At 65.1% G+C, this 24809-nt stretch carries 23 protein-coding genes and 2 tRNA genes; 9 read left to right on the top strand and 16 right to left on the bottom strand.

Annotated elements, in window-relative coordinates; translation table 11 throughout:
- Positions 1-154: 154 nt before the first annotated feature.
- The 3 genes from J7I84_RS12515 to J7I84_RS12505 form a co-directional block, all read right to left on the bottom strand.
- Entirely contained in the window at positions 155-370 is a 216-nt protein-coding gene (locus J7I84_RS12515; RefSeq protein WP_214944896.1) for a hypothetical protein, read from the bottom strand.
- Between the two features lie 430 nt (positions 371-800).
- Positions 801-1262 carry an HNH endonuclease gene (locus tag J7I84_RS21925; RefSeq protein WP_214944895.1) on the bottom strand — a complete coding sequence of 154 codons (462 nt, stop codon included), beginning with the start codon at positions 1260-1262 and terminating at the stop codon, positions 801-803.
- A 35-nt stretch (positions 1263-1297) separates the two neighbouring features.
- Positions 1298-1582 (bottom strand): helix-turn-helix transcriptional regulator, encoded by a 285-nt coding sequence (locus J7I84_RS12505; protein ID WP_214944894.1) that lies wholly within the window; start codon positions 1580-1582, stop codon positions 1298-1300.
- 162 nt (positions 1583-1744) lie between these two features.
- On the opposite strand from J7I84_RS12505, the gene J7I84_RS21795 reads away from it, so the two are divergent.
- Entirely contained in the window at positions 1745-1870 is a 126-nt protein-coding gene (locus J7I84_RS21795) for a hypothetical protein (protein WP_285291219.1), read from the top strand.
- A 720-nt stretch (positions 1871-2590) separates the two neighbouring features.
- On the opposite strand, the gene J7I84_RS12500 is transcribed toward J7I84_RS21795, so the two are convergent.
- From J7I84_RS12500 to J7I84_RS12480, 5 genes are all read right to left on the bottom strand, one after another.
- Positions 2591-4633 (bottom strand): ATP-binding protein, encoded by a 2043-nt coding sequence (locus J7I84_RS12500; RefSeq protein ID WP_214944893.1) that lies wholly within the window; start codon positions 4631-4633, stop codon positions 2591-2593.
- Positions 4634-4954: 321 nt separating this feature from the next.
- Positions 4955-5028, bottom strand: a tRNA-Met gene (locus tag J7I84_RS12495).
- A gap of 60 nt (positions 5029-5088) precedes the next feature.
- Positions 5089-5160, bottom strand: a tRNA-Thr gene (locus J7I84_RS12490).
- Between the two features lie 310 nt (positions 5161-5470).
- Positions 5471-7585: a DEAD/DEAH box helicase gene (locus J7I84_RS12485; RefSeq protein ID WP_214944892.1), complete on the bottom strand. Its 2115-nt coding sequence runs from the start codon at positions 7583-7585 to the stop codon at positions 5471-5473.
- A 407-nt stretch (positions 7586-7992) separates the two neighbouring features.
- Complete coding sequence (locus J7I84_RS12480; RefSeq protein ID WP_214944891.1) at positions 7993-8646, bottom strand: MOSC domain-containing protein; 654 nt, start codon at positions 8644-8646, stop codon at positions 7993-7995.
- A 194-nt stretch (positions 8647-8840) separates the two neighbouring features.
- Between J7I84_RS12480 and J7I84_RS12475 the strand changes: the two genes are divergently transcribed.
- The 4 genes from J7I84_RS12475 to J7I84_RS12460 are packed head-to-tail and all read left to right on the top strand — an operon-like array spanning position 8841 to position 13353.
- Positions 8841-9449, top strand: a complete 609-nt coding sequence (locus J7I84_RS12475) for a Tat pathway signal protein (RefSeq protein WP_214944890.1) — start codon at positions 8841-8843, stop codon at positions 9447-9449.
- A gap of 3 nt (positions 9450-9452) precedes the next feature.
- Positions 9453-10661: a glutathionylspermidine synthase family protein gene (locus J7I84_RS12470; protein WP_214944889.1), complete on the top strand. Its 1209-nt coding sequence runs from the start codon at positions 9453-9455 to the stop codon at positions 10659-10661.
- Positions 10658-12151: an APC family permease gene (locus J7I84_RS12465; RefSeq protein WP_214944888.1), complete on the top strand. Its 1494-nt coding sequence runs from the start codon at positions 10658-10660 to the stop codon at positions 12149-12151. The genes J7I84_RS12470 and J7I84_RS12465 overlap by 4 nt, the downstream gene beginning before the upstream one ends.
- An 11-nt stretch (positions 12152-12162) precedes the next feature.
- Positions 12163-13353 (top strand): acyl-CoA dehydrogenase family protein, encoded by a 1191-nt coding sequence (locus J7I84_RS12460; protein WP_214944887.1) that lies wholly within the window; start codon positions 12163-12165, stop codon positions 13351-13353.
- Between the two features lie 9 nt (positions 13354-13362).
- On the opposite strand, the gene J7I84_RS12455 is transcribed toward J7I84_RS12460, so the two are convergent.
- Genes J7I84_RS12455 through J7I84_RS12435 form a run of 5 tightly spaced genes read right to left on the bottom strand, consistent with a single transcriptional unit; the run spans position 13363 to position 18678 of the window.
- Positions 13363-14133 (bottom strand): SDR family oxidoreductase, encoded by a 771-nt coding sequence (locus J7I84_RS12455; RefSeq protein ID WP_214944886.1) that lies wholly within the window; start codon positions 14131-14133, stop codon positions 13363-13365.
- Between the two features lie 32 nt (positions 14134-14165).
- Entirely contained in the window at positions 14166-15539 is a 1374-nt protein-coding gene (locus J7I84_RS12450) for an MFS transporter (protein ID WP_311381141.1), read from the bottom strand.
- A 5-nt stretch (positions 15540-15544) separates the two neighbouring features.
- A complete protein-coding gene (locus J7I84_RS12445) occupies positions 15545-16051 on the bottom strand; it encodes a helix-turn-helix domain-containing protein (protein WP_214944884.1) in 507 nt (168 codons plus the stop codon).
- A 52-nt stretch (positions 16052-16103) separates the two neighbouring features.
- The gene (locus tag J7I84_RS12440) at positions 16104-17267 is read right to left on the bottom strand and encodes a cystathionine gamma-synthase (RefSeq protein ID WP_214944883.1); all 1164 of its coding nucleotides are present in this window, start codon (positions 17265-17267) and stop codon (positions 16104-16106) included.
- A gap of 25 nt (positions 17268-17292) precedes the next feature.
- On the bottom strand, positions 17293-18678 hold the full coding sequence (locus J7I84_RS12435) for a cystathionine beta-synthase (RefSeq protein ID WP_214944882.1): 1386 nt from the start codon (positions 18676-18678) through the stop codon (positions 17293-17295).
- Positions 18679-18737: 59 nt separating this feature from the next.
- Between J7I84_RS12435 and J7I84_RS12430 the strand changes: the two genes are divergently transcribed.
- The gene (locus J7I84_RS12430) at positions 18738-19925 is read left to right on the top strand and encodes an SLC13 family permease (protein WP_214944881.1); all 1188 of its coding nucleotides are present in this window, start codon (positions 18738-18740) and stop codon (positions 19923-19925) included.
- A gap of 11 nt (positions 19926-19936) precedes the next feature.
- Here J7I84_RS12430 and J7I84_RS12425 read toward each other — a convergent pair whose 3' ends face one another.
- The gene (locus J7I84_RS12425; protein ID WP_214944880.1) at positions 19937-20347 is read right to left on the bottom strand and encodes a VOC family protein; all 411 of its coding nucleotides are present in this window, start codon (positions 20345-20347) and stop codon (positions 19937-19939) included.
- Positions 20348-20480: 133 nt separating this feature from the next.
- Here J7I84_RS12425 and J7I84_RS12420 point away from each other — a divergent pair, with 133 nt between their 5' ends.
- Together J7I84_RS12420 and J7I84_RS12415 are read left to right on the top strand one after the other, a co-directional pair.
- Positions 20481-21467, top strand: coding sequence for a DNA-3-methyladenine glycosylase (locus J7I84_RS12420; protein WP_214944879.1), 987 nt, complete (start codon positions 20481-20483; stop codon positions 21465-21467).
- 106 nt (positions 21468-21573) lie between these two features.
- Positions 21574-22227, top strand: a complete 654-nt coding sequence (locus J7I84_RS12415) for a hypothetical protein (protein ID WP_214944878.1) — start codon at positions 21574-21576, stop codon at positions 22225-22227.
- Between the two features lie 29 nt (positions 22228-22256).
- Here the strand turns inward: J7I84_RS12415 and J7I84_RS12410 are convergent, their stop codons facing one another.
- Positions 22257-23933: an AMP-binding protein gene (locus tag J7I84_RS12410; protein ID WP_214944877.1), complete on the bottom strand. Its 1677-nt coding sequence runs from the start codon at positions 23931-23933 to the stop codon at positions 22257-22259.
- A 93-nt stretch (positions 23934-24026) separates the two neighbouring features.
- On the opposite strand from J7I84_RS12410, the gene J7I84_RS12405 reads away from it, so the two are divergent.
- Positions 24027-24305, top strand: a complete 279-nt coding sequence (locus J7I84_RS12405) for a putative quinol monooxygenase (RefSeq protein ID WP_214944876.1) — start codon at positions 24027-24029, stop codon at positions 24303-24305.
- 67 nt (positions 24306-24372) lie between these two features.
- Here the strand turns inward: J7I84_RS12405 and J7I84_RS12400 are convergent, their stop codons facing one another.
- Positions 24373-24807 (bottom strand): co-chaperone YbbN, encoded by a 435-nt coding sequence (locus J7I84_RS12400; RefSeq protein WP_214944875.1) that lies wholly within the window; start codon positions 24805-24807, stop codon positions 24373-24375.
- Positions 24808-24809: the final 2 nt, after the last annotated feature.

Genomic DNA, 24809 nt, shown 5'->3' with positions numbered 1-24809 from the left:
CATTACGGCATTGGGGCCTACCCCCCAAGGGTCTAACGACAGGGCAGCCCGGGCCAGGACTCGAACTCCACTGTCCGCCGCCTATGTGAGCCCCCGGTGACACCGAGCCAGATATGGCCACGGACCGCCCGCCCGCCCGGGACGGCCGTAGTTGCTACGACGGGTGGGGCATCGTCTTCTCCTGCAGGTTCCTGCGTCTGCGCTTGAGGAGATGGTAGGGAATCATTACGGCCAACGCAGCCCCGACGAACCACATGCCGTTCACGGTGGCCGTGTCATCGGTGAACATCAGCCACACCCAGACCGCCACCACGATCCAATAGAGGACATTGAGTGCTGTGATTGCGTAATCGATCACTGAGCGCGGCATGAATCACCTACCAGCTCTTCACGGCTGACGGCATGACCGCGGACGCCACCTGCCCATTCCTGAATCTGATGTGAATTCTATTCCCTTTCTGGCGAATGGCACCCTGCACCTTGACGTTGTATGTGACCCTCAGGCCCTGCAGGAGGCGCTGTGCTTGGAATTCTTGACAACGCTTCGGCAACACGTGCCGAAGGTGGGGCGTGAACACAGGTGGGTCTTTTCCCGACCGTGGGCAGCGAACGCAGGTTAAAGTGCGCCCACTGGTTGGATGCGTGACGAGCGGCGAGAGAGGTCCAGTGCCCACTGACGGGTGAACGCGAGAGCCGGGGATCCTGGTGCCGGCCGCCCTGCCGGTCAGCTTCACGTTCCTCAACGGCGTAGCGCTGGCCGGCCTGTTATTCCTGACACGCGGCGTGTTCAAGCAGCCGCTTCACAAGTTTGCTCCCTTGGACTGGTTGCATGCTGCGCACTCGATCTGCAGGTTGGCTTCCGTACTAGACCCGCCCCATGAATATGGGATGACGTGGCCGAACTGCAGGTTGGTGGTGCTGCTGCACTCCACGCATTGGCCCCCGTCACGAGTCCAAACCATCTCCTTCACCAGCTGCGGAATGTATGGCCGGGGCAGGATGTCCCTGCGAAGCCTCGGCAGCATGCGCCCTTCGTACACTTCCTCGATGGCCTCGGCCATTCGGCTGCACTGGTCATCATCCGGGAAGGTGGCGCGGATCTCCGGCGTGGTGAGGGCGTCCAGCGCCCCCTCCAGTTCATCCTGCTCGTATGGGTCAGGCTTCCGGGCGATGCGCTTGACCTTGGTGAATGAGAACGCGGGCCGGGGATGACGCTTGAATACGCAGTCCGTGCACGCGAAATCGTTGGCCCTGTTAGACACCGTGAGTTCACCATTGCAGCCCAGGCAGCGCATGGCTATTCCTCGCCCGGGGCGTATTCAAATTGCTCCTGCTTGACCTTCTTGCGGCGCATCTTCACCTTGGCCACGTCCTCCCGGAGCTGCGCCATGAGCAGCGGGAACGCCTTGACCTGAGGGAAGTGCTCCTCGATCAGCACCGCCACCTCGACGGAGAGCGGAGTCCGGCCCTTCACCACCCCGTTGATGTACTTGGTGGAGAGGCCGGTCCCGCGGGCCACGTCGGCCTGGGTGATCTTGTTCTCGTCCAGAATGTCCTGCAGTGCCTGTCCTACGGTATTCACCAAGTCAGTATATGGATATGCAATGGTTTGGTGAGCGGGCCTTACGGATCGCGTTTCCGTCGGCCGAATGGCCGCGGGCGTCTAGTGTCAGGCGACAAAACAGTCGACGCCGAGTGGTGGTTGACGTGATCTGCCGCCTCATCACCCTCGATAGGGAGAACAATGCTGGCAGGCATCCCGGCCGAGGTGTTGGACTACCAGGTCAACGGGAAATCAGCCATCCAGTGGCCCCTGACTGCGGACCCGAAAGACCGGGCCACACTGTACCGCTACCTTGCCAAGAGCTAATTAAGACCTACACAGCGTTGAACGTTACTCGCCTGGAACCAAATGGGCCGTCCTGAAGGAAGAAGCTAGCATACTTCGATTCTGGCAAGCGGCGAATGATTCTTATTATTTGGCGTGAAGTTCTCTTCAAGTTGTCGTAATCCCTCAGAATTACCTGCACGAAGTCAACGTGAGAGGTGGCGGAGAACACGACGAACGAAAAGCTTCTGTTTGGGTGCTCTTGGTCTAGATGCTCGCGCAAGCCCGGCAAAAGTAGGAGCAACTGGACTGCGTCCCTATTCGGGCCTCTCCTGTCTCCCAACTGGACAGTGCACTCTACATGGTGTCTGCTGTTCAAGCGTTCCGCGTTGCGGTCCAGCCAGCTTCTAAAGAACTCACGGACTTGTTTCCACACATGAACCAAAATGTCGGCTGCTAAACCTGTTGCTATCGCCAGGATAATTTCCCCGGCGACGGCCCCCATACCTTTCAGAGGCATGGGGGCTACATTCAGCCCCGCCCTGGAGAGATATTCCAATGCCGACTGCCGAATTTGAGCGGTTGAATCCTCAGAGTTGTAGGCTCCATCTCCAACGGCTACCCCTACCGTGCCCTCCGGGTTCCAAGGGATGGAGAAGCCGGACGTCATTTCGGCACCGCCCTTCCCGCCTCCCTCGCCCTCATCGTTAATCGAGCGCGCCACCGCGAACAACTTCCAGATTGATCTCGGACGTATGGGGCCTATTCATACTTGGCCCGTTGAAGCTCTGCCGTTTCTTCTGGGCTGTTCAAATACGCAACAAGCTCACTCAGGATTACTAGATCGCAGTGCTTAGCCAGCGTGTCTTTGTCGTAAAGGACGTGAGTGACGCCGTGGTACTCGCGTTGGTCTGCGTTCTCATCAATGAGCAATGACTTGATTCCATAACGCTCTGCATAGGTTTTGCCCGACTCCCAAGCAATAGCAAGATCGATCTCGTTCAGGTTCTTGTCGTTGGCATCCAGGTCTTCCATCAGGCCGTCCAATGAGTACTTGTACTCCAGGATGTTCGGACCCAACGTTCTTCCGCCAAGCGCGGTCGCGTTATCTAGCGGAATTCCTAGGGGGTTCGTCTGCGGGTCATACGCGTAAATCTCCGGTGCCAAATCGAAAGCAACCTTGAACAGGCCGTCGTAGGTGAAGTACTCGTTGGTGGACATGATGTGCATGCCACGAATGACACCGCCGGCAATCAGCTGGTGGAACAGCGCAATTACGTCTTGCTCCCGCGTCGGCGTGGATGTGATCGCAATACGTTCAGTTGGCCGGAAGAAGTGCTCGCTGGCGAGCGAGAGGGGCTCAGCTTCCTCGTGCTGGAGCATGTCCTTCTTCCAGTCGTCGATCTTCATCTTGCGTATCAGATCCGGAGAGACGCCTGTATTGGCCTTCAATAGATCGCGCCGCTTGTAGACGAAGTTCTCCATCAAGTGAACTGCAACATTCTTCGCGAAATCAGTCAGTTCTCGGTGGAAACCCTTACGGCCCATGTCCGGAGTGTAGTTATCAAAATGGATGAGGAAGTGGACCTGATTCTGTCGGCCGATGTTTCGGGTCAGCGGTATCAGAATCGTTTCGCCCTGAGGCATGTTGTTGGCGGCGAGTTGAATGCCCGGCGTCAAGATCTTTTGCCCGGAACGTATGTTCAACGACGAGTTGAACTGGTTCCAAAGCTTGGCAGTGTACCCATACTCCATGCTGACGGTGGGAGGGTACTCCTCAAGGACGGCGAGATCTTCCTCGTCAAGATGATCCTTGAGCGCTTCCTCAAGCTCTGCCGGAGTCCACGATTCGTAGATGAAATCCAGATTCCGGTATCGATCAGGAAGATTCCGCTTCGCCCCATGCTTGTCGAAGGTCTCCTGCGCGACCTTGTTCAGTTCGGTCAGGCGCCCTTTCTTGTTCGCCGTCTCGTGCAGCCACAGGTACTTGGTCGAATCCAGCTCATGGGTCGTGCGGTTGCCGCCCTTAGCAACAACTTCGACCGACACCGCAATATCACCGTGTTGGACAACAGAACCAAGACCGGTTTTTACTGACAAAATTTTCGTCCATGTCTCCGCGTCATTCGCCGAGAGCCATTCAAGCTTCTTTGGATGTGTCGCGTCATCGAATCGAACGGTGATGGAAACACCCCTGTCGTTCGTATTGAACGTAGGATCAGCCAGTTCGCTGGTATCGGGTTCGACCCGCGGATTGTTACTTCCGGTCCCCTTGCCTTTGACCCAGTTGCGTGCCCCTCGGATTCGCCCAGAGGCTTCGAATCCAGGCGTACGCGTCGTCACGCGCATGTAATTGAAGCCGTATGCGACGTAGGTGGCACCGACCCCCTTGTGCCCTCTAGTGTTCCCAGTCTTGAAAGAGAAGTTCGGTGCGAGAAACTGCTCGAACTTGTCCTGGTCAAGCCCGATACCGTTGTCGGTAACGGTGAGGGTGTTGCTTTCGATGTCAATCAAGACATGGATGCGGGGCTGATAAGCAGGCCCGGTGCCCGTGCTCTCCAGCTCCCTCCGGGCGTCAACAGCATCCAGTGCGTTCTGGATCAACTCGGCAAAAGGGTCATACCAGCCCACGTAGGAACTCAAGATGTTAGAGATTTCCCGCTTGAGTGCAAGGAAAGCGGCATCGCTTGCCCTAGTACTCTTATGTGCCAGCGGGTCAAAGGCCGCGAAGTCTGTACCTACGGGAGCACTGTAATCGGGAAGCTGCTCAACATCGAGCCCATCCTGCGTACCAACTTCGGTCAAGACATTCCCCCAAACAATAAATTCCAACGCATATCCGGGCCAGCAAGGCCTCTTCCAGGGCCTCGCCCGGCATACCCGAGTATAGAGGCCATGCGGCGGCTTCACGGGGCTCTGAGGGACCGGAGGCGTTTGTGTCGTGACGGGGTCCATGTCCTCGGGACAGGGGACGCCTCATCGATGCCTCATCCGTAGCCATTTTGTAGCCACCAGGTGGAGATTTCGAGGGCAGGAGAGGGGTTTGAAGAGATTGCGGCAAGAAACGTCGAGCCTGCTTCAACAAGAAAGCCCCCGGAATCTCGGAGATTCCGGGGGCTTCATCTGTAGCGGTGGGGAGGCTCGATCTCCCGACCTCACGATTATGAGTCGTGCGCTCTAACCAACTGAGCTACACCGCCACGAATGAGAAAAACCTGTGTCAAGCCGGTCAAACCGCCTTGACACAGGCCCTCATTCAGAGCCCCCCACCGGAATCGATCCGGTGACCTCGTTCTTACCAAGAACGCGCTCTACCACTGAGCTAGGGGGGCAACGAGTAAATACTCTACCGGAAGATTTACGCACCAACAAATCGGCGTCCAGAGTGATCCCGGGACCATCCGGCACGTCCCCTCCTGGAGCGATTACGCCGGTTTTTCCGCGGATTTCCGGGGCTGGAGGGGTACCGGAGAACAGAGTGGACGACGGCGGGCAGCCCGCTCGAGGAGTCCCCCACCACCCCGACGGGCCACGAATGTGTCCAGCCCCACACCCCGCGTATCAGGAGACAGGTTAAATGCCGATGGGCCGGCTCGAAAGCCGGCCCATCGCCGTCGTCAATTCCTCAACGTGCGGAAGTGTTTACCACTTGCCCTTGCGGTTGAAGTCGCGGTGTCCGCTGTCGCCGCCGCTGCGGGGCTTGCGGGAGCCGTCACCGTGTCCGCCGAGGCGGGAGTCGCCTGACTGGCCGCGGTCACTGAAGGAACGCTCGGAGCGGTCGCTGTACGAACGTCCGCCGCGGTCAGCCGAGGACCGCTCGCCGTCGTTCTTCCGGAATTCCTTCTTGAACCCGCCATTGCCCTTGAAGTTGCCGCCACGGTCCCCGCCGCGGTTGCCCTGGTATGCGCCACGGTCGCCCGAAGGCTTGCGGCCGTTGTCCAGCTCGAGGTGGATCAGCTCGCCGCCGATCCGGGTGCGGGACAGGGCGCGCAGCTGCTCGGGGCTCAGGTCCGCGGGCAGCTCCACGAGGGAGTGGTCCGAGCGGATGTCGATGCCGCCGATCTGGGCCGAGGAGATGCCGCCCTCGTTGGCGATGGCGCCCACGATGGAACCCGGCATGACGCGCTGGCGGCGTCCGACGGCGATCCGGTAGGTTGCGTTGCCCTCGGTGAGCGTGCGGGTCGGGCCGCGTGAGCCGAAGCCGTCCTTGGAGCGCTCACGCTTCTGGTACTCGGGAGCCGCGGGCAGTTCCTTGACCAGGAGCGGCTGCCCGCCCTGGGCCATGACGGCCAGCGCCGCAGCGATTTCTGCTGCCGGCACCTTGTGCTCTTCCTCGTAGGAGGCGATCAGGTCGCGGAACATGGAGACATCCTCGGACTCAAGGGTCTCGGTGATGCGCTCGGCAAACTTGCCCAGGCGCAGCGTGTTCACGGTCTCGGCGGTGGGCAGGTGCATCTGCTCCACCGGCTGGCGAGTGGCCTTCTCGATGGAACGCAGCAGGTACTTCTCGCGCGGCGTCATGAACAGGATGGCGTCGCCGGAGCGGCCTGCACGGCCCGTGCGGCCGATGCGGTGCACGTAGGACTCGGTGTCGTGCGGGATGTCGTAGTTGATCACGTGGCTGATGCGCTCAACGTCCAGGCCGCGTGCGGCGACGTCGGTGGCCACCAGGATGTCGATCCGGCCTTCCTTAAGCGCGTCCACGGTGCGTTCGCGCTGCTGCTGGGGGATGTCACCGTTGATGGCTGCGGCCTGGAAGCCCCGGGCCTTGAGCTTGTCAGCCAGGTCCTCGGTAGCCATCTTGGTACGAACGAAGGCGATGACGCCGTCGAACTCTTCCACCTCGAGGATGCGGGTCATGGCGTCCAGCTTGTGCGGGCCCATGACCTGCAGGTACCGCTGGCGGGTGTTGGCGCCGGTGGTGGTCTTGGACTTCACCGAAATCTCGGCGGGATCGTTCAGGTACTGCTTGGACATCCGGCGGATCTGGCTCGGCATGGTGGCGGAAAACAGCGCCACCTGGCGGTCAGAGGGAGTCTGCTGGAAGATCTGCTCCACGTCTTCGGCGAAGCCCATGCGCAGCATCTCATCAGCCTCATCCAGCACCAGGTACTGCAGCTCGGACAGGTCCAGCGAACCCTTGGAGATGTGGTCGATCACGCGGCCGGGGGTACCCACAACCACCTGGGCGCCGCGGCGCAGGCCGGCGAGCTGGGGACCGTAAGCGGAGCCGCCGTAGACGGGCAGCACGGTGAAGTCATCGATGTGCTTGGCGTAGGAGGTGAACGCCTCGGCAACCTGGAGGGCCAGCTCGCGGGTGGGGGCGAGGACCAGGGCCTGGGTCTTGCGGGACGGGCCATTGAGGTCGTGGAGTTCAGCCAGGCGGGACAGCGCCGGCACTGCGAATGCTGCAGTCTTGCCGGTACCGGTCTGCGCCAGGCCAACAACGTCGCGGCCTTCAAGCAGCAACGGGATGGTGGCTGCCTGGATCGGGGACGGCTTCTCGTACCCGACATCCCGCAGGGCGGCCAGGACACGGGCGTCGATGCCAAGGTCGGCGAACTTCACGCCGTCTTCTTCATCGTCTGCGGCCTCGGCCGCGGGAGCGACGTCGGCTGCGGGGGCAGCGGGCTCGGCTTCGGCGGCAACGGGCTCGGCTGCGGGGGCAGCGGGCTCAGTGAATTCGACGGCGGCGGTTTCAGCGGTTACCGCTTCGGTGCTGGCGGCGTCGAAGGTTTCGTTCTGGTTTTCGGGCATAGGGAGTTATTCCTCATCCATAGGGGGCCACGCGGCACTACCCGAGGTGAGCGGAGCCGCAGTACACGTGCCGATGATGCCGGGCAAACGTTGACCGGCCGGTCACAGAAGTCCGGCGCTTTCGCAATCCCGTGGCAGGACTTCGCGCTGCATCTCTTGGCTGCTATCCCAGCAGTCTGTACAGCGTTTTCTTTAGCCGGCTCTCCCTATGAAAATGCCCGCATCGCGTGCGCGGGCCCCAACACTTGCCAGTCCTGCCTCAAAAATTGGGCAGGAATAAGGGATTTCCGGAGTGGGGGATGTTTCAAGTGTAAGGCACGGACGCCGCGGACCGGAAATTGAACGGCCGACGACGGCGGTGAGCTTGCGCACACGGCGCGCCTTTTGGCGCCGGCAGGGGAAGGGGACTACTTCCCCAGCCGCCGCAGCAGTACCTCAAACTTGGTGTGGTACTCGTCCTGGAGCCGGATCTCGCCGTCGGCCTCTGCCCCGCGCAGGGCCTCGATGACCTTCACGTCCGGCTCGCTGAACCACTTGCCGATGGTGACGCCGTGGGCCGGGACGAACGTCCGCTGGATGCTGTCGCCGGCCTGGATGCTGCCGGTGCGGATCACGCGCAGGTACGTCCCCACCCGCCCCTCCTCGGTGAAGCGCTTCACCCACTGGGGTTCCTTCATCCGGCGCTGGAACGTGGCGCACGGGGTCCGTGGGGACGTGACTTCCAGTTCGACGCCGGAGCCCACCGTCCAGCGCTCCCCAATCACTGCGTGGGTGGTCTCGATGCCGGATACCCGCAGGTTTTCCCCGAAGACGCCCGGCGGCAGCTCGCGCCCCAAAACACCGGCCCAGAAGTCGGCGTCGGCCTGGGAATAGGCATAGACGGCCTGGTCCTCCCCGCCGTGGTGCGCCCTGTTGGCCTGGATGTCCCCGCGCAGGCCCAGCTTGTGGACCTTGACGGGACCGTGGGCGGGGCGCTTGTCGATGGCCGTGACGCCCACGTCGCCCTGGTCCCCCACGAGCTGGTGGACGCGGCAGACGGCAAGGACAGAACCAGATTCCATGGCATCAGTCTAGGGTTCCGGGGTACGGCGCCCGCACCCATGCGCAATGGGCAGTTCTCCCCTATTCCGGACAGCGCTCCTTCTCGCAGGCGGCACCGGCAGGGACTACGCTGATTCGAGACTTGCATTTGGGGGTGCAGTGCTGCGCCCAAATCGCGTGACCAACATCGCGTGAACAAACCCAGGGGGACGCCGTGGACTCGAACCAGAAAGACCCAAAAGAGGATCCGGAGGCCGGCCCGGCAAAGGACGGCAGCAGTGGCGCCGGCAGCACCGCCAAGCCACCGCCCTGGCAGGTCCCCAAACCGGACCTGCGTCCCGAACTCCTCAACGAACCGGTCACCCCCGTGGATCCGTTTGCACGCGAGCGGGAGAGGCAGCTCAATCAGGCGGCGGCCCGCAAGAAACGCTCCCAGCGGCGCACCGTGGTGGTGGGCCTGGGCGTGACCGCACTCCTGGCCGGAACCATCACCGCGGTGATTGCCAGCAACGAGGACGACCCTGAATACGCGCAGGTGTGCTTCGACGACGAGACCGGCGAGCGCGTGGCGGACAACAACTGCGACAGTTCCGCCGGCCGCAGCGGCGGCATCTACGCCTGGTACTTCTACTCCCGCGGGGCAACCGTTCCGTCCATCGGCCAGAACAGGTCCACCGCGCCCAACTACACGCGCACCGTCCCCAGCGGCGCAAAGGCCTCCACGGGTTACAGCAGCAAGGGCGGCACGGTCAGCCGCGGCGGTTTCGGGTCAAGCGCCAAGAGCGGCTCCAGCGGCGGCGGCGGCAAGGTCTCGGGAGGCTGAAGGATGAAACGGTTGTTGTCTGAGCCCCGTCCGGGCTGGAAGCAAAAGATCGAAGAGCAGGGCCTGGTCTTCTCCACCACCACGATGGATGACGGGCGCCGCATTGAGTACTGGAACGAGTCCGCGTTCTACGAGTTCACCATAGACGAGGTGGAGACGCTTGAGGCGGTGGCCGAGGAGATGCACCGGATGTGCCTGGAGGCGGCAAAGTTCCTCGCCACCGGTGCCATGGGCAGCATCGGAATAGGGCCGCAGGCCTTGGAACTGGCGGCAGAATCCCTGCAGGCCGGTGATGTTGACGTGTACGGCCGGTTCGACTTCATCTATGACGGCCAGGGCGGGCCCGCCAAGATGCTCGAATACAACGCCGACACCCCCACCGGACTCATCGAAGCCGCCGTCGCCCAATGGTTCTGGCTGCAGGACGTGTTCCCGGAGAAGGACCAGTGGAACGGCATCCACGAGGCCCTGATACGGCAGTGGAAGAAGTTCCAGTACCGCACCGGGATGAGCACGCTCCACGTTGCCCATTCAGAGGTGGAGGAATCCGGCGAGGATTGGATGACCGCCGCCTACATGCGGGATGTGGCCGGCCAGGCCGGATGGACAACCATCGGCATCAACATGTCCGATATCGGGTGGGACCCCAACCTGAACCGCTTCGTGGACCTCGACAACTTTCTGATCAGCACCATCTTCAAGCTCTACCCCTGGGAGCTGATGATGAAGGAGGAGTTCGGCCCGCGGCTGCTGGAGCGGGCCCACAATCCGCGCTGGGTGGAACCGGCCTGGAAGATGCTGCTCTCCAACAAGGCCCTGCTCGCCGCCCTGTGGCACCTCTACCCCAACCACCCCAACCTGCTGCCGGCCTACCTCACGGACCCGGGACCGCTGAAGGAATGGGTGGCCAAGCCCCTGCACGGCCGTGAGGGCGACAACATCCGCATCCAGGCGGACGGCATCAGGGTGGAGCAGCCCGGCGGGTACGGCCGCGAGGGCTGGTGCTACCAGCAGTACCACCCGCTCCCGGACTTTGACGGCAACCATCCGGTCCTGGGGCTGTGGGTGGTGGACGGCGAGTCCGTGGGCTGCGGCATCCGGGAATCGGACGGGCCGGTCACGGACTACTTCTGCCGCTTTGTCCCCAACACCATTGACGCGCCTGCGCCGCTTTCGGCGGGGGCCTCCAACAAGGCAGGAATCATCTTATGAGTACGGACATGACGACGGCGGGAGGCCAGGGTGATGGGGCCGGCACCGCGGTGCCGGCCAAGGGACTGCGGGCCGGGATCCTGGACCTCGGCGACTCGGTCATGCTCGGGCTGGCCTCCACCGCCCCCGTGTACTCGCTCGCGGCCACCCTTGGCCTCATCGTTGCAGTCAACGGCAACTACACGCCCCTGATTCTCCTGCTGGGCTTCATCCCGGTCCTGTTCATCGCTTACGCCTTCCGCGAGCTCAACAGTGCCATTCCGGACTGCGGCACCACCTTCACGTGGTCCCGCCAGGCGTTTGGCCCCTGGGCAGGATGGCTTGGCGGCTGGGGCGTGGCGCTCGCCGGGATCGTAGTGCTGGCCAACCTGGCGCAGGTGGCCGGGCAGTACCTGTGGCTGCTGGTGGGTGACGGGTCGCTGGCGCAGAACAAACCGCTGGTCACCGGAACCGGCCTGCTGTTCATCGTGCTGATGACCCTGGTGAACTACCGCGGGATCCGGCTCGGCGAGCACGTCCAGCGCGTCCTGACCTACGTTCAGTACATTGCGCTGGGCATCTTCGCGCTGGCCATCGTCATGCGGATCGTGGGCGGGGCGCCGGAAGGCCAGGCCTTCGACTTTGAGTGGTTCAACCCGGTGGGAGCCTTCACCGATCCCGGTGCCGTGGTGCACGGAGCCCTCCTGGCCCTGTTCATCTACTGGGGCTGGGACACCTGCCTGGCGGTTAATGAGGAAACCGAGGACCCGTCCAGGACCCCCGGCCGGGGCGCCGTGATTTCGGCCTTCGTCCTGGTGGCGATCTATGTTTCCGTGGCGCTGCTGGTGATGATGTACGCGACGGTGGGCTCGGAGGGCATCGGCCTGGGCAATGAGGCGAACAAGGACGACGTGTTCCTGGCCATGAAGGACGTGGTGCTGGGGCCGTGGGGCTGGCTGATCGTCGTCGCCGTCCTGGCCTCCGTCCTGTCTTCCACGCAGACCACCATCCTGCCCACTGCGCGCGGCACCCTGTCCATGGGTGTCCACGGCGCCCTGCCGGCGAAGTTCGCCGAGGTGCACCCACGCAACCAGACCCCGGGATTTTCCACCCAGGTGATGGGCGGTGCGGCAGCAGCCTATTACGTGGCCATGAGCTTCCTGAGCGAAAACCTGCTGGGGGACTCCATCAGCGCCATCAGCCTGTTCATCGCGTTCTACTATGCCCTGACGGGGTTCGCCTGCTTCTGGTACTTCCGCGGAACGCTCCGGGACTCGGCCCGCAACCTCTGGTTCCGCGGCATCCTCCCCCTCGCCGGTGCGCTGCTGCTGACCGCCGCGTTCTTCATCTCGGCAGTCCAGATGTGGGACCCGGCCTACGGCGACACCCAGATCTTCGGCGTCGGTGGGGCCTTCGTGAGCGGTGTGGTGCTGCTGGCCCTGGGCGTCGTGCTGGCCGCTGTGTGCCGCTTCCTTCCCGCCACCCGCGGCTACTTCCTCGTAAAGAAATAACTGGTGAAGAAATGACAGGAAACGCCATGGCCGCCGGCCTATCGGACGTCCTGGGCCTCGATTCCCTGCTCTCGGCGGAGGAACTGGAGCTCCGGCAAAAGGTCCGGGACTTCACCCGCCAGCGAATCAGGCCGGACATCGCCCGCTGGTATGAGGACGCGGTCTTCCCGCTGGACCTGGCGCCGGAACTGGGCGAGCTCGGCGTCCTGGGGATGCACCTGGAGGGCTACGGCTGCCCCGGCCGGTCCGCGGTCGAGTACGGGCTGGCCGCCATGGAACTGGAGGCCGGGGATTCCGGGATCCGCACCTTCGTGTCGGTCCAGGGTTCGCTGGCCATGACCGCCATCCACACCTGGGGCTCCGAGGAACAGAAGCAGGAGTGGCTGCCCCGGATGGCGGCCGGCGAGGTCATCGGCTGCTTTGCCCTGACCGAGCCCACCGCGGGCTCGGATCCGGCCGCCATGGCCACCTGCGCCACCCGCGACGGCAGCGGGAACGACGCCGGCTGGGTGCTCAACGGTGCCAAGCGCTGGATCGGGCTCGCGTCGGTGGCTGGCGTCATGGTGGTGTGGGCCATGACGGACGACGGCGTGCGCGGCTTCCTGGTGCCGGCCGGAACCCCCGGCGTGACGGCCACGCCCATCCGGCAGAAACTGTCCATGCGCGCCTCCATTCAGTGCGACGTGGTGTTCGACGACGTCCCGCTGGGTCCCGGGGCCCTCCTGCCAGGTGCGCGGGGGCTTCGCGGCCCGTTCACGTGCCTGAACGAGGCCCGGTACGGGATCGCCTGGGGTGCCATGGGAGCCGCCCGTGATTCCTACGAGGCAGCACTGGAGTACTCGCTGGAGCGGCTGCAGTTCGGCAAGCCGCTGGCAGGCTACCAGCTAACGCAGGAGAAGCTGGTGAACATGCTGCTGGAGATCCAGAAAGGCACCCTGCTGGCGCTGCACCTGGGCCGGCTGAAGGACGCCGGGACCATCCGACCCGAGCAGATTTCCCTGGGCAAGCTGAACAATGTCCGCGAGGCCGTAGCCGTGGCACGGGAGGCGCGGTCCATCCTGGGCGGCAACGGCATCACCACGGACTACTCCCCGCTGCGGCACGCCGCGAACCTGGAATCCGTGCGGACCTACGAGGGAACCGACGAGGTCCACACCCTGATCCTCGGCCGGCACATCACCGGCCTGGACGCCTTCCACTGACACAGGATGTCAGGCGGAAAAGCCGCCGTCGGCCTTGATCAGCTGGCCGGACACCCAGCGCCCGGCCGGCGAGAGCAGGAACGCCACGGTCCCGGCAACGTCCGCTGGAGTCCCCAGCCGGCCGGTGGGCTGCAGCGCGGTGAGCTCGTCCCGGACTTCATCGTTCATCCAGCCCGTATCAATGGGCCCGGGGTTGAGGACGTTCGCGGTGATGCCCTGCGGGCCCAGCTCGCGGGCGGCGGCAATCACGATCCGGTCGAGCGCGCCTTTCGAGGCACCATACGGAAGGTTGAACGCTGTGTGGTCGCTGGTCAGCGCAACGATCGCGCCGCCGTCGTCCGTTGCCTGCCGCGCAAAAGCGGCAATCAGCTGCCAGCTGGCCCGGGTATTCACGGCGAAGTGCCGGTCAAAGGACTCAACAGTGGTGTCCAGCACGCCGGAATCCACTGATTCCGCGTGGCTGAGCACCATGCCCCGCAGCGGTCCGGCCAGCTGGGCGGATTCAGCCACGAGCCGGTCAGGGACGCCGGGGTCCTGGAGATCGGCCGACAGGACGTGGACCTTGGCGCCAATGGCTTCCAGCTCCGCGGTGAGGCGGACCACGTCTTCAGGTTCGCTCCCCCATGGCATCCGGGCGTCGTAGCCTGCCCAGTAGGACAGGACCAGGTCCCAGCCGTCTGCGGCGAGCCGGCGGGCGATTCCCGCACCGATGCCGGCCAGCCGGCCCACTCCGGTGACCAGGGCAACAGGACGGGCAGGGGCGGGTGGGGCGGATTCCATCCGACCAGCCTAGCGCCGGCCCCGCTCCCGTTTCAGGCCGCGGCCTGCTCCGCTTCCCCTGCCGTCGCTTCCGATGGACCTCTGTGCCGGCGGATAGTGGCGCTGATGACGGCGGCAATGGTGCACATGGCGGCAGCCCCAAACCAGGCGTAGGTGTAATGGCCGGTGGCGTCCCGGAGTGCACCGGCGGCGGTGGCTGCCGCCGCGGCCCCGAGCTGGTGTGCGGCGAAGACCCACCCGAAGACCACGCTGCCGTCCGCTCCGAACGTTTCACGGCAGATGGCGGCCGTCGGTGGAACGGTGGCCACCCAGTCCAGGCCGTAGATCACCACGAACACGATCATGCTGGGCTGCACCTCAGCGTTGAGCAGCAGCGGAAGCACGAGCAGGCCGATCCCGCGGAACTGGTAGTAGACAGCCAGGAGGACGCGCGGGTTGAAACGGTCGGTCAGCCAGCCTGACGCGATGGTCCCGATGATGTCGAAAATCCCGACGACGGCGAGCAGTCCCGCGGCGGTGGTTTCGGGCATGCCGTGGTCGTGTGCGGAGGGGATGAAGTGGGTGCCGATCAGGCCGTTGGTGGTGGCGCCGCAGATGGCGAACCCCGCCGCGAGCGCCCAGAAGGTCCGGACCTTGCTGGCCCGCCGGAGTACCTGCAGCGCGCGGACGGCGGCATTGGTCGGCGCCCCGTCCTGGGTCTCCGCTGCCTTGGCTTTCGGTTCTGCAGCGTCAACATCCGCCGGCTCCGCGCCGTACGGCAGGACCCCGACGTCGGCGGGCGAGTTCTTGAGGAACTTCAACACCAGCGGGATCACGGCGAGAGCGCCCGCGGCGATCAGCAGCGAGGCCTGCCGCCAGCCCGGGTCCTGGGCCAGCACGGCAATGACAGGCAGGAAGACCAGCTGGCCGGCCGCGCTGCCGGCGGTAAGGATGCCAATGACCAGTCCGCGGCTCCTGGTGAACCACGTGTTGGCGATGGTGGCGGCGAAAACCAGCGCCATGGAACCGGTACCCAGGCCGATCAGCAGCCCCCACGTCAGCAGGATCTGCCAGGACTGGTTCACCAGTACGGTCAGTGCGCTGCCCATGCCGATCAGGACCAGGGCCGTTGCGGTGACGCCACGGACGCCGAAGCGTTCCATCAGGGCGGCGGCGAACGGAGCGGTCAGGCCAAAGAGCACCAGGTTGATACTGACGGCCGCGGACAGGACCGTGGTGGACCAGCCAAACTCCTGCTGGAGCGGGACCATGAGGACGCCCGGAGCCGCCCGGAAACCGGCGGCCCCCACGAGCGCCAGGAATGCGACGGCAGCAACAACCCAGGCGGGGTGCAGGCGGCGGCGCTTTACCGGCGGGGACTGCGGCGCGGAGGCCTCCTGGGCGACTTGGGCCGCGTTCCCGGGCACGGCGTTCACGCGGCCGTTCCCTTCCCGGCTGCGGTGGACAACCGGATAGGCTGCTCCGACCGGGAGCGGCTGTGCCAGCTGGTGTTCGCCGCGGTGAGCCGCTCCCCGCATCCGGTGCAGGTGTCCGCCGAACTGGTGGCCTTGCCGCAGCCGGAATGGATGACGTACAGGTGAGCCTGGTCCGACGGCGCGGGCAGGTGCTTCTCCGCCCAGATGGTGACCGCGTTCAGGACCGGGAGCGCGTCCTCGCCCTTGGCGGTGAGGACGTACTCGTGACGGGTGCGGCCGCCGTCGTCGTAGGCCTTTTTCTCCAGCAACCCGGACTCCACCAGGCCTGCCAGCCGTTTGGTGAGGACCGAGTCCGCCACCTCCAGCCTGCTCTTCATGGCGTCAAAACGACCGTTCCCGAAGAAGACCTCGCGCAGCACCAGGATGCTCCACGGGTCGCCCAGAATGTCCAGGCCGCGGGCCATGCTGCAGGTGCGTTGGGACCAGTCGGATCGAAGAGGCATACGGGAACCCTAGCTGACTTTCTTCAAGAAAGCTAGGGTTCCCGCGGGTCGCTTACGGGATGGCGGAGAACGCCTGGTCCAGGTCCGCGATCAGGTCCTCGGCGTCCTCGATCCCGCAGGAGAGCCGGAGCAAATTCACGGGGACGGCCAGCTCGGTGCCCTTGACGGAGGCGTGGGTCATCTCCGACGGGTAGTTCATGAGCGACTCGATCCCGCCCAGGGATTCCGCCAGGGTGAACACAGAGGTGGACTCGGCCACCTTGCGGGCGGCGGGTTCACCGCCCTTGAACTGGACAGACACCATGCCGCCGAACTTCCGCATCTGCCTTTTGGCGAGCTCGTGGCCCGGGTGGCCCGGCAGGCCCGGGTAGAGGACGGCTTCCACCTCCGGGCGTTCCAGCAGCCATTCGGCCACGGCCTGGCCGTTCTCGCTGTGCCGGTCCATCCGGACACCAAGGGTCTTGAGTCCCCGGGTGGTCAGGAAGGCGTCCATGGGGCCGGACACGGCCCCCACCGCGAACTGGACGAAGCCGATCTTCTCCGCCAGCTCCTCGTCCGTGACCACGACGGCGCCGCCCACCACGTCCGAGTGGCCGCCAATATATTTGGTGGTGGAGTGGACCACCACGTCGGCACCCAGGGCGAGCGGGTTCTGCAGGTAGGGGGACGCGAAGGTGTTGTCGACCACCAGGAGGGCCCCGGCGTCGTGCGCTATGTCGGCAAGCGCCATGATGTCGGTGATCTTCATCAGCGGGTTGGACGGCGTCTCCACCCACACGAACCGGGTCTTGTGCGCGGCCACCGCATGGCGGACCCTGTCCAGGTTGGCCATGTCCACCGGGGTGTTGCCGATCCCCCAGTCCCCCAGCACCCGGCTGATCAGCCGGTAGGTGCCGCCGTACGCGTCGTTGCCCAGCACGATATGGTCCCCCGGGCGGGTCAGCGCACGGATGAGGGCGTCCTCCGCGGCGAGCCCGGAGCTGAAGCTGTAGGCGTGGGTGCCCAGTTCCAGCGCCGCGAGCTGTTCCTGGAGCGCGTCCCGGGTGGGGTTGCCGCCGCGGCCGTATTCGTAGCCGCTGCGCAGGCCTCCGATGCCGTCCTGCGCGTAGGTGGAGCTGAAGTGCAGCGGCGGCACAACGGCTCCGGTGCGTGGCTCAAAAGCCTGTCCGGCGTGGACGGCGCGGGTATTAAAACCTTGGTTTTCAGAGGCAGTCATGGGTGCTCCTTTTGTGTAACGCAGATCAGTTGCTGAGGTAGGCCAGCAGGTCGTGCCGGGTGAGGATGCCCACGGGCGCACCCACGAATGTGACCATCAGGGTGTCCGAGTCCGAGAGCAGTTCCCTGGCCGCGGAGATGGTTTCCAGTGAGCCGATCACGGGCAGCTTGGGGCCCATGTGTTCGGAGATCTTGTCCGTCAGCTTCGCTTCGCCGCGGAACAGTTTGGCGGTCAGTGTGCGCTCGTCCACGGCGCCCAGCACCTCGCCCATGACCACGGGCGGTTCCTGCGAGAGGACCGGGATGTGGCTGACGCCGAACTCGTTCATGATGTTGATGACGTCGCGGACAGACTCGTTGGGGTGGATGTGCACCAGGTCCGGCAGCTCGCCGTTCTTGGATTTGATGACCTCGCCCACCGAGGTTTCCTCTCCGCCGGAGAGGAAGCCGTAGGAACGCATCCACTGGTCGTTGAAGATCTTGGCCAGGTAGCCGCGGCCCGAGTCAGGCAGGATGACCACGACGACGGCACTTTCCGGCAGGTCCTTGGCCGCCTGCAGGGCGGCTACTACGGCCATCCCTGACGAACCGCCCACCAGCAGCCCCTCTTCCCGCGCCAGCCGGCGGGTCATGGCGAAGGAATCGGCGTCGGTCACGGCGATCACTTCGTCCGGGACCGTCTTGTCATAGTTCGCCGGCCACATGTCTTCGCCCACGCCCTCCACAAAGTACGGGCGCCCGGTGCCGCCGGAGTAGACCGAACCCGCCGGATCCGCGCCGATGATGCGGACCAACCCGCCCTCGGACTCCGGCCGGTCAGCCGAAACCTCCTTGAGGTACCGGCCGGTACCGGTGATGGTGCCGCCCGTGCCGGCGCCAATGACGCAGTGGGTGACCTTCCCGTCGGTGTCCCGCCAGATCTCCGGGCCGGTGGTCTTGTAGTGGCTGCCCGGCGCGGCGGGGTTGGAGAACTGGTCCGGCTTGAAGGCGCCCGGGGTCTCGCGGGTGATCCGGTCCGAAACGCCGTAGTAGCTTTGCGGGCTGTCCGGCGGAACGGACGTGGGCGTGACCACAACTTCCGCGCCGTAGGCCTGCAGCACGGCACGCTTGTCCTCGCCCACTTTGTCCGGGACCACGAAGACGCACTTGTAGCCCTTCTGCTGCGCCACCAAGGCCAGGCCCACCCCGGTGTTGCCCGACGTCGGCTCCACGATGGTTCCGCCGGGCTTCAGCTTGCCCTCGCGTTCGGCATCCTCGATCATCTGCGCCGCGATGCGGTCCTTGATGGACCCGCCGGGGTTCAGGTACTCCAGTTTGACCAGGACAGTGGCCTTGATGCCGTCAGTCACGTGGTTGAGTTTGATGAGCGGGGTATTGCCGATGAGGTCCAGGATGGACTGGGCGTACTTCATAGGTACAAAGCTACAGCTTCCTGCGCACCGTTCCCTGCCGCGGATGCGAGGATAGCCCGGTGAAGCAGTTCGCATGGCTGAAAGCCGCCCGCAGCTACCTGCTGCCCGGCGCAACCCTGGCAGCAGGCGTCGCAACCCTGGCACTGGGCGTGCTGCCCCTTCCCGCCTTCGGGGACCTGGCGTCCCGGACCATTCCCATCCTGGGCTTCGTGCTGGCCATGTCCCTCGTCACCGAACTGGTGGACGAGGCAGGGCTGTTCCGGGTAGTGACGGACCGCCTGGCCGCCCTCGGCCGGGGCCGGGTCTTCCTGCTGTGGCTCCTGGTCGTGGCCGTGGCATCGGTGTCCACGGTGTTCCTGTCCCTGGATACCACGGCGGTGCTGGTGACTCCCGTGGTGGTCCTCCTGGCCGTCCACGCCCGGATTCCGCCGCTGCCGTTCGCGCTGACCAGCATCTGGCTGGCCAATACCGCTTCCCTGCTGCTGCCGGTGTCCAACCTGACCAACCTCCTGGCGCAGGACCGGCTGGGCCTGACCCCCTGGCGCTTCGCGGGGCTGGTGTGGGCTCCGGCGCTGGTTGGCCTCGTGGTCCCCCTTGTCCTGCTGTGGCTCGCGTTCCGCCGGGACCTGCGCGGAACGTACAGTCCGCAGCCGGCGCATCCTGTCCGCGACCGCACCCTGCTCAAGGCCGCTGCGATCACCCTGCTGGTCCTGCTGCCCGCGCTGGTGTCCGGGTTGCCGGTCCAGTACCCGGCGCTCGCCGCCGCCGCAGTCCTGATGGCAGTCTTCCGCGGCCGCCGGCCTTCCGTCATGCGGTGGTCCATGATCCCGTGGCGGCCCCTGATGCTGACCGTGGGGCTGTTCATGCTGATGGAAACACTGCACGCGCACGGCCTCACCTCCCTGCTGGCGGGGGTGGCCGGGACCGGGGACAGCCTGCCTGCACTCCTGCAGCTGGCCGGGCTGGGCGCGGGCGCAGCAAACACTGCCAACAACCTCCCCGCCTACCTGGCATTGGAACCGGTGGCGGGATCACCGGTCCGGCTTGCTGCCCTCCTCATCGGCGTAAACCTCGGCCCGCTGGTGACCCCATGGGCATCGCTGGCCACGCTGCTGTGGCATGAGCGGCTCCGCGTGTTGAACGTCCCCATCAGGTGGGGCGGGTTCGCCGCCGCGGGGCTGGTGGCGGTGGCGCTGACCGTGCCGCTTGCCGTCCTGGCCCTGTGGACTGTTTCCGGCATGCCCTGACCCACCAGGAGTCAGCTCCCCGCAGCCTGGCCGCCCTCTCCAGCAGGAAGGTTTTGCCAGAGACCCATGACATTGTTCTCGGGGTCCCTGAAGTACGCGAAGTAGCCCATGCCGGGAATCTCGCTCCGGGGCATGACGACGGACCCGCCCAGTTCCTCCACGGTCTTCAGCGTGGAATCAATATCCGGGACGTCCACTGTGATGACCGGGTTGGTGATTTGTCCTTCCCTGGCCATCATTCCCCCGTTGATGGCGCCCGGCGCTGTCGGCTGGCCGGTGGCTTCGTCCATGGGCGTGGTGACCACCATGTTGTAGTCCATTCCGGGGACCGGCTCTATCCGCCAGCCCAGCGCCTCCTGGTAAAACTTCCGGGCCCGCTCCTGATCGTCCGCGGGGATCTCGAAATGCACTACGCCGCCCATGGTGGCCCTCCTGCTTTATCGGCACTTGCGGCGCAGTGGTTCCGCGCCGCACGCCGCGATTGTAGTCCCGGGCGGATCACTGCTTTAGGGCCTCTTGACTCTATTGTCAGGGGCCCGTGGGACGATGGAAGGCATGACGATCGTAGAGGCCCCTCCCCGGCTGGCTGCCGCGGCGGACGTGTCCCTGCGCTGGCATCCCGAGGCCCCCTACAGCCTTTCCCGGACCCTCGGCCCGCTCCTGCGCGGCAACACTGATACATCCTTCAGTGTCCAGGGCGACGTCATTTGGAACGCGTTTACGACGCCGGACGGTCCGGCCACCGTGCGGCTCGCTCCCGCGGGTGGCGGCGAAGCGGGCGGGCCCTTGGTGGACATCCAGGCGTGGGGGCCCGGTGCCGCAGCGGCCGCGCAGGCAGCACCCAGGCTGTTGGGGGCCGACGACGACTGGCAGGGTTTCGATGAACCCTCCTTCCATGCCACGCTGCCCCGGATGGTCCGGGAGGCCCGGCGGCGCAGCCTGGCGCTCCGGCTGCCGTCGAGCGGGCGCATAGTGGACCAACTCGTGCCGATCATCCTGGAACAGAAGGTGACGGTGATTGAGGCACGGCGCGCCTTCCGCTACCTGGTGCACCGCTACGGGACACCGGCGCCCCGCGCCGGACTGTCCACGCCCGCCGGCCTGGTGGTGGCACCGACGGCCGCCCAATGGCTGCAGGTTCACAGCTGGGAGTGGCACAAGGCCGGGGTGGGGCCGCAGCGGTCAGCCACTGTCATGCGCGCGCTGCGCTCCGCCGTCGCGCTTGAACGCCTCGCCGCCTTGCCGGCGCTGGAAGCAGCGGAGAAGATGCAGGCCATCCCGGGCATCGGGGTCTGGACTGCAGCCGAGGTGGTTCAGCGCACGCACGGCTGCCCGGACTCAATTTCCGTGGGCGACTACCACCTCGCGGCCTACGTGGGGGCGGCGCTGACCGGACGCAGGACGGACGACGCCGGAATGCTGCGGCTGCTGGAACCGTGGCGGGGGCACCGGCAGCGTGTGGTCCGGATGATCCAAAGTACGGGTTTCCGTAAGCCCACCTTCGGGCCACGGATGACCATCCAGGACCACCGCGGGCACTGAGACCCGGGTTCCCGGAAACAAATGCTTGATCTGAACGGCAATGGGTACGGCACCCGTAAGGGCGTCCAGCCACAAGTACGGCTGAACCATGACCGAAGGGATCTCCATGAGCTCCAATCCAGGCAGCAGCAACCGGCCCAACAGGGAGCCGCTGGACACGGATCCAACCGGGCAGGACCCGACCGCCGTGGATCCGATGGAGGATGAGAAGGTGCAGCTCCAGCTGGCCATCTTCGAGGTCACCAGGGACGCCGAGGGCAGGGGCCTGGACGAGATCAGGGAGATGCTGCTGGCTGCCTTCTCGCGCCGCGGGGTTGAGGCACCACCCGGCACGTGGGTGGAATCAGTGGCTTCCTCGGCGTTCTACGGCGAACCTTACATCGTTGACCTTGACGCTGCGGTGACGGCAGACACCATCGTTCCCGCTCCGAATGACGACGTCCGGGAACGGCTCGCCTCCAGGCGTGAACTGCGGCAGGAGCAGCTTCCGCCCGGAATTTTTCCCGCCCCGTCCGAGTGGGAACTTACCCCGGACGAGGTCACCGCCGTAGGTCCTGATAGTCCGCGGCGGGCGACTGCCCGCGCCTTGGTGCCGGCGGCAGGTGTCTCACGCCGCCTCCTGGCCGTCGCGGGGATTGCCGCAGCCCTCCTGGTTGCCCTTGTGGCGGTGCGGGCATCCCGCCGCCCAGGAGCGGCCGGCGGACAGGGCCAACCGGCAATTCTCGTTCTCCCCATCCCGCCCGGGGATTCCCTGCGATAGGCCGGAGGCCCGCCCACCAGCCCGGCCAGTCAGAGCCCCAGCCGGGCCACGGCCTCCTCGCGCATCTGGACCTTGCGGATCTTTCCCGAGACCGTCATGGGGAAGCTCTCCCGGACCTCGACGTAGCGGGGAACTTTGTAGTGCGCCAGACGCCCGCGGCAGAACTCGGCCAGGGACTCGGCGTCCAGCGGACCGGCACCCGGTTTAAGGATGACGCAGGCCATGAGCTCCTCACCGTACCGGCGATCCGGGACGCCGATCACCTGCACGTCCTGGATGTCGGGATGGGTGTAGAGGAATTCCTCGATCTCGCGGGGGTAGATGTTTTCGCCGCCCCGGATCACCATGTCCTTGATCCGGCCTTCCACCACCACGTAGCCGTCGTCGTCCATGCGCGCCAGGTCCCCCGTATGCATCCAGCCGTCTGCGTCGATGGCCTCGGCCGTCTTTTCCGGCTGGTTCCAATATCCGGCCATCACAGCGTAGCCGCGGGTGCAGAGTTCGCCGATCTGGCCGCGTTCCAGGCCCTCCCCGGTGGCAGGGTCCACGATCATGCTTTCCAGCTGCGGCATGGTCCGGCCCACGGTCTCCGTGCGCTGCTGCAGGCTGTCCCCCTTGCGCGTCATGGTGGACACCGGCGACGTCTCGGTCATGCCGTAGCAGATGGCAACGTCCACCATATTCATCTCCGAAATGACCCTGTTCATCACCTCGATGGGGCACAGCGAACCGGCCATCACCCCGGTGCGGAGCGTGGACAGATCGTAGGACCCGAAGTCGGGCAGCGCCAGTTCAGCGATGAACATGGTGGGTACGCCGTACAGGGACGTGGCGCTGAAGTCCTGCACCGCCTCGAGCGCCGCCGCGGGCGAGAACCCGCGCCCGGGAATAATCGTGGCGGCGCCGTGGCTGAACGCGTTCAGGTTGCCGATCACCATCCCGAAGCAGTGGTAGAAGGGCACCGGGATCACCACCCGGTCCTGCTCCGTGTAGCCCAGCAGCTCGCCGATCGCGTAGCCGTTGTTCAGGATGTTGTGGTGCGTCAGCGTGGCGCCCTTGGGGAATCCCGTGGTGCCAGAGGTGTACTGCAGGTTGATGGGATCATGCGGGCTTAGTTCGGCCATGCGCGCCAACAGGTGCGAATGCCCGACGCCGTCTGCCCGGGTGAGCAGTTCAGCGTACGTCAGTTCCGCGTCACTTTGGGGGCTGCCGGCCTTCAGCGCGTCCAGCCCATGGTCCGGCAGGAATACCAGCTCCTGGAGGTCCGGGCAGGTGAGGAGTGCCTGGCGGGCCATGGCGACGTAGTCGCTGTTGGTGTCCGACGGCGCCGTGACCAGCATGCGCATGCCGTTCTGCTTGACCACGAATTCGAGTTCGTGGCTGCGGTACGCCGGGTTGACGTTGACCAGGATGGCGCCGGCTTTGGCGGTGGCGTACTGCAGCAGCGTCCACTCTGCGCAGTTGGGGCTCCAGACGCCCACCCGCTCCCCCTTGGCGACTCCCAAGGCGAGGAGCGCGCGCGCCAGCCGGTCGACGTCGTCGTTCATCTTGGTGTAGCTCCAGCGGCGGGCGTCAGCGCCCGGCACCGGGGCGGCCTCGATGAGGGCGTCGTGGAGGGGAAACTGGGCCGCGACGCGCTCAAAGTTCGCGCCGATGGTTTCCTCCAGGAGCGGGACGTCAGTGTCCCCGGCTGTATAAGCACGCATGATGGCACGCTACCAACAGGATCCCGGCAGGAGAAGCATGCCGGGACCGCAACACTGCCGGTTCGTCCCCCAGCGCCCGGTATTGTGACATCCATGAGTGCACCCATTGACCTGATAGCAACGTTCATCCCCAACGACGGCGAGTTCCACCGCGTCAAGCTTGCCCTGGAAATCGCCATCGACGAGGTGGTGCAGGAGCCAGGCTGCATCCAGTACGAGCTGACCGAAGCCACCGAGGAGAAACTGGTCCTGACCGAGCAGTGGGCGTCCGAGGAGGACCTGGACAAGCACTCCAAGGGCACCGCCGTGCAGGACCTGAATGAATCGCTGAGCGCGCTGCTGGCCGAACCGGTCCAGCTGGAACGCGTCTAGCGCAGCCGTTAAAACGCAGAACGCGGGACCTCCCACCGGAGGTCCCGCGTTCTGCGTTTAACGAGTCTTAGAAGTCGGGGATCTGCGTGCCGTCCTGCGGTCCGGCCTGGCCGGCAGGCTTGCTGGCCGCGGCGGCTGCTTCCTCCTGCTGGCGGGCCACATGGGCGTGGACCTCGTCCATGTCCAGCGCCTTCACGGCGTCCACCACCTGTTCCAGCTGCTGGGCGTTGAGCGCGCCGGGCTGCGAGAACACCAGCACCTTTTCGCGGAAGGCCATCAGCGTGGGGATGGAGGTGATGCCTGCCTCTGCGGCGAGCTGCTGCTCGGCTTCGGTGTCCACCTTGGTGAAGAGGACGTCAGGGTGCTTCTCGGAGACTGACGAGTATGTGGGGCCGAACTGCTTGCAGGGACCGCACCATTCTGCCCAGAAATCAACCAGGACAATATCGTTGCCTTCGATCGTGGATGCGAACTTTTCACCTGTGATGTCAAGGGTAGCCATGT

This window comes from Arthrobacter sp. ISL-85 (assembly GCF_018613675.1).
Taxonomy (GTDB): Bacteria; Actinomycetota; Actinomycetes; order Actinomycetales; family Micrococcaceae; genus Arthrobacter.
The sequence above is the reverse complement of the archived record's forward strand: the minus strand, read 5'-3'. Positions and strand labels throughout refer to the sequence as shown.

Excerpts from the sequence above, each read along its gene's own strand:
- J7I84_RS12515 (WP_214944896.1), bottom strand. The coding sequence starts at position 370 with ATGCCGCGCTCAGTGATCGATTACGCAATCACAGCACTCAATGTCCTC.
- J7I84_RS21795 (WP_285291219.1), top strand. The coding sequence starts at position 1,745 with ATGCTGGCAGGCATCCCGGCCGAGGTGTTGGACTACCAGGTCAACGGG.
- J7I84_RS12485 (WP_214944892.1), bottom strand. The coding sequence starts at position 7,585 with ATGCCCGAAAACCAGAACGAAACCTTCGACGCCGCCAGCACCGAAGCG.
- J7I84_RS12480 (WP_214944891.1), bottom strand. The coding sequence starts at position 8,646 with ATGGAATCTGGTTCTGTCCTTGCCGTCTGCCGCGTCCACCAGCTCGTG.
- J7I84_RS12470 (WP_214944889.1), top strand. The coding sequence starts at position 9,453 with ATGAAACGGTTGTTGTCTGAGCCCCGTCCGGGCTGGAAGCAAAAGATC.
- J7I84_RS12465 (WP_214944888.1), top strand. The coding sequence starts at position 10,658 with ATGAGTACGGACATGACGACGGCGGGAGGCCAGGGTGATGGGGCCGGC.
- J7I84_RS12460 (WP_214944887.1), top strand. The coding sequence starts at position 12,163 with ATGACAGGAAACGCCATGGCCGCCGGCCTATCGGACGTCCTGGGCCTC.
- J7I84_RS12455 (WP_214944886.1), bottom strand. The coding sequence starts at position 14,133 with ATGGAATCCGCCCCACCCGCCCCTGCCCGTCCTGTTGCCCTGGTCACC.
- J7I84_RS12445 (WP_214944884.1), bottom strand. The coding sequence starts at position 16,051 with ATGCCTCTTCGATCCGACTGGTCCCAACGCACCTGCAGCATGGCCCGC.
- J7I84_RS12440 (WP_214944883.1), bottom strand. The coding sequence starts at position 17,267 with ATGACTGCCTCTGAAAACCAAGGTTTTAATACCCGCGCCGTCCACGCC.
- J7I84_RS12435 (WP_214944882.1), bottom strand. The coding sequence starts at position 18,678 with ATGAAGTACGCCCAGTCCATCCTGGACCTCATCGGCAATACCCCGCTC.
- J7I84_RS12425 (WP_214944880.1), bottom strand. The coding sequence starts at position 20,347 with ATGGGCGGCGTAGTGCATTTCGAGATCCCCGCGGACGATCAGGAGCGG.
- J7I84_RS12420 (WP_214944879.1), top strand. The coding sequence starts at position 20,481 with ATGACGATCGTAGAGGCCCCTCCCCGGCTGGCTGCCGCGGCGGACGTG.
- J7I84_RS12415 (WP_214944878.1), top strand. The coding sequence starts at position 21,574 with ATGAGCTCCAATCCAGGCAGCAGCAACCGGCCCAACAGGGAGCCGCTG.
- J7I84_RS12410 (WP_214944877.1), bottom strand. The coding sequence starts at position 23,933 with ATGCGTGCTTATACAGCCGGGGACACTGACGTCCCGCTCCTGGAGGAA.
- J7I84_RS12405 (WP_214944876.1), top strand. The coding sequence starts at position 24,027 with ATGAGTGCACCCATTGACCTGATAGCAACGTTCATCCCCAACGACGGC.
- J7I84_RS12400 (WP_214944875.1), bottom strand. The coding sequence starts at position 24,807 with ATGGCTACCCTTGACATCACAGGTGAAAAGTTCGCATCCACGATCGAA.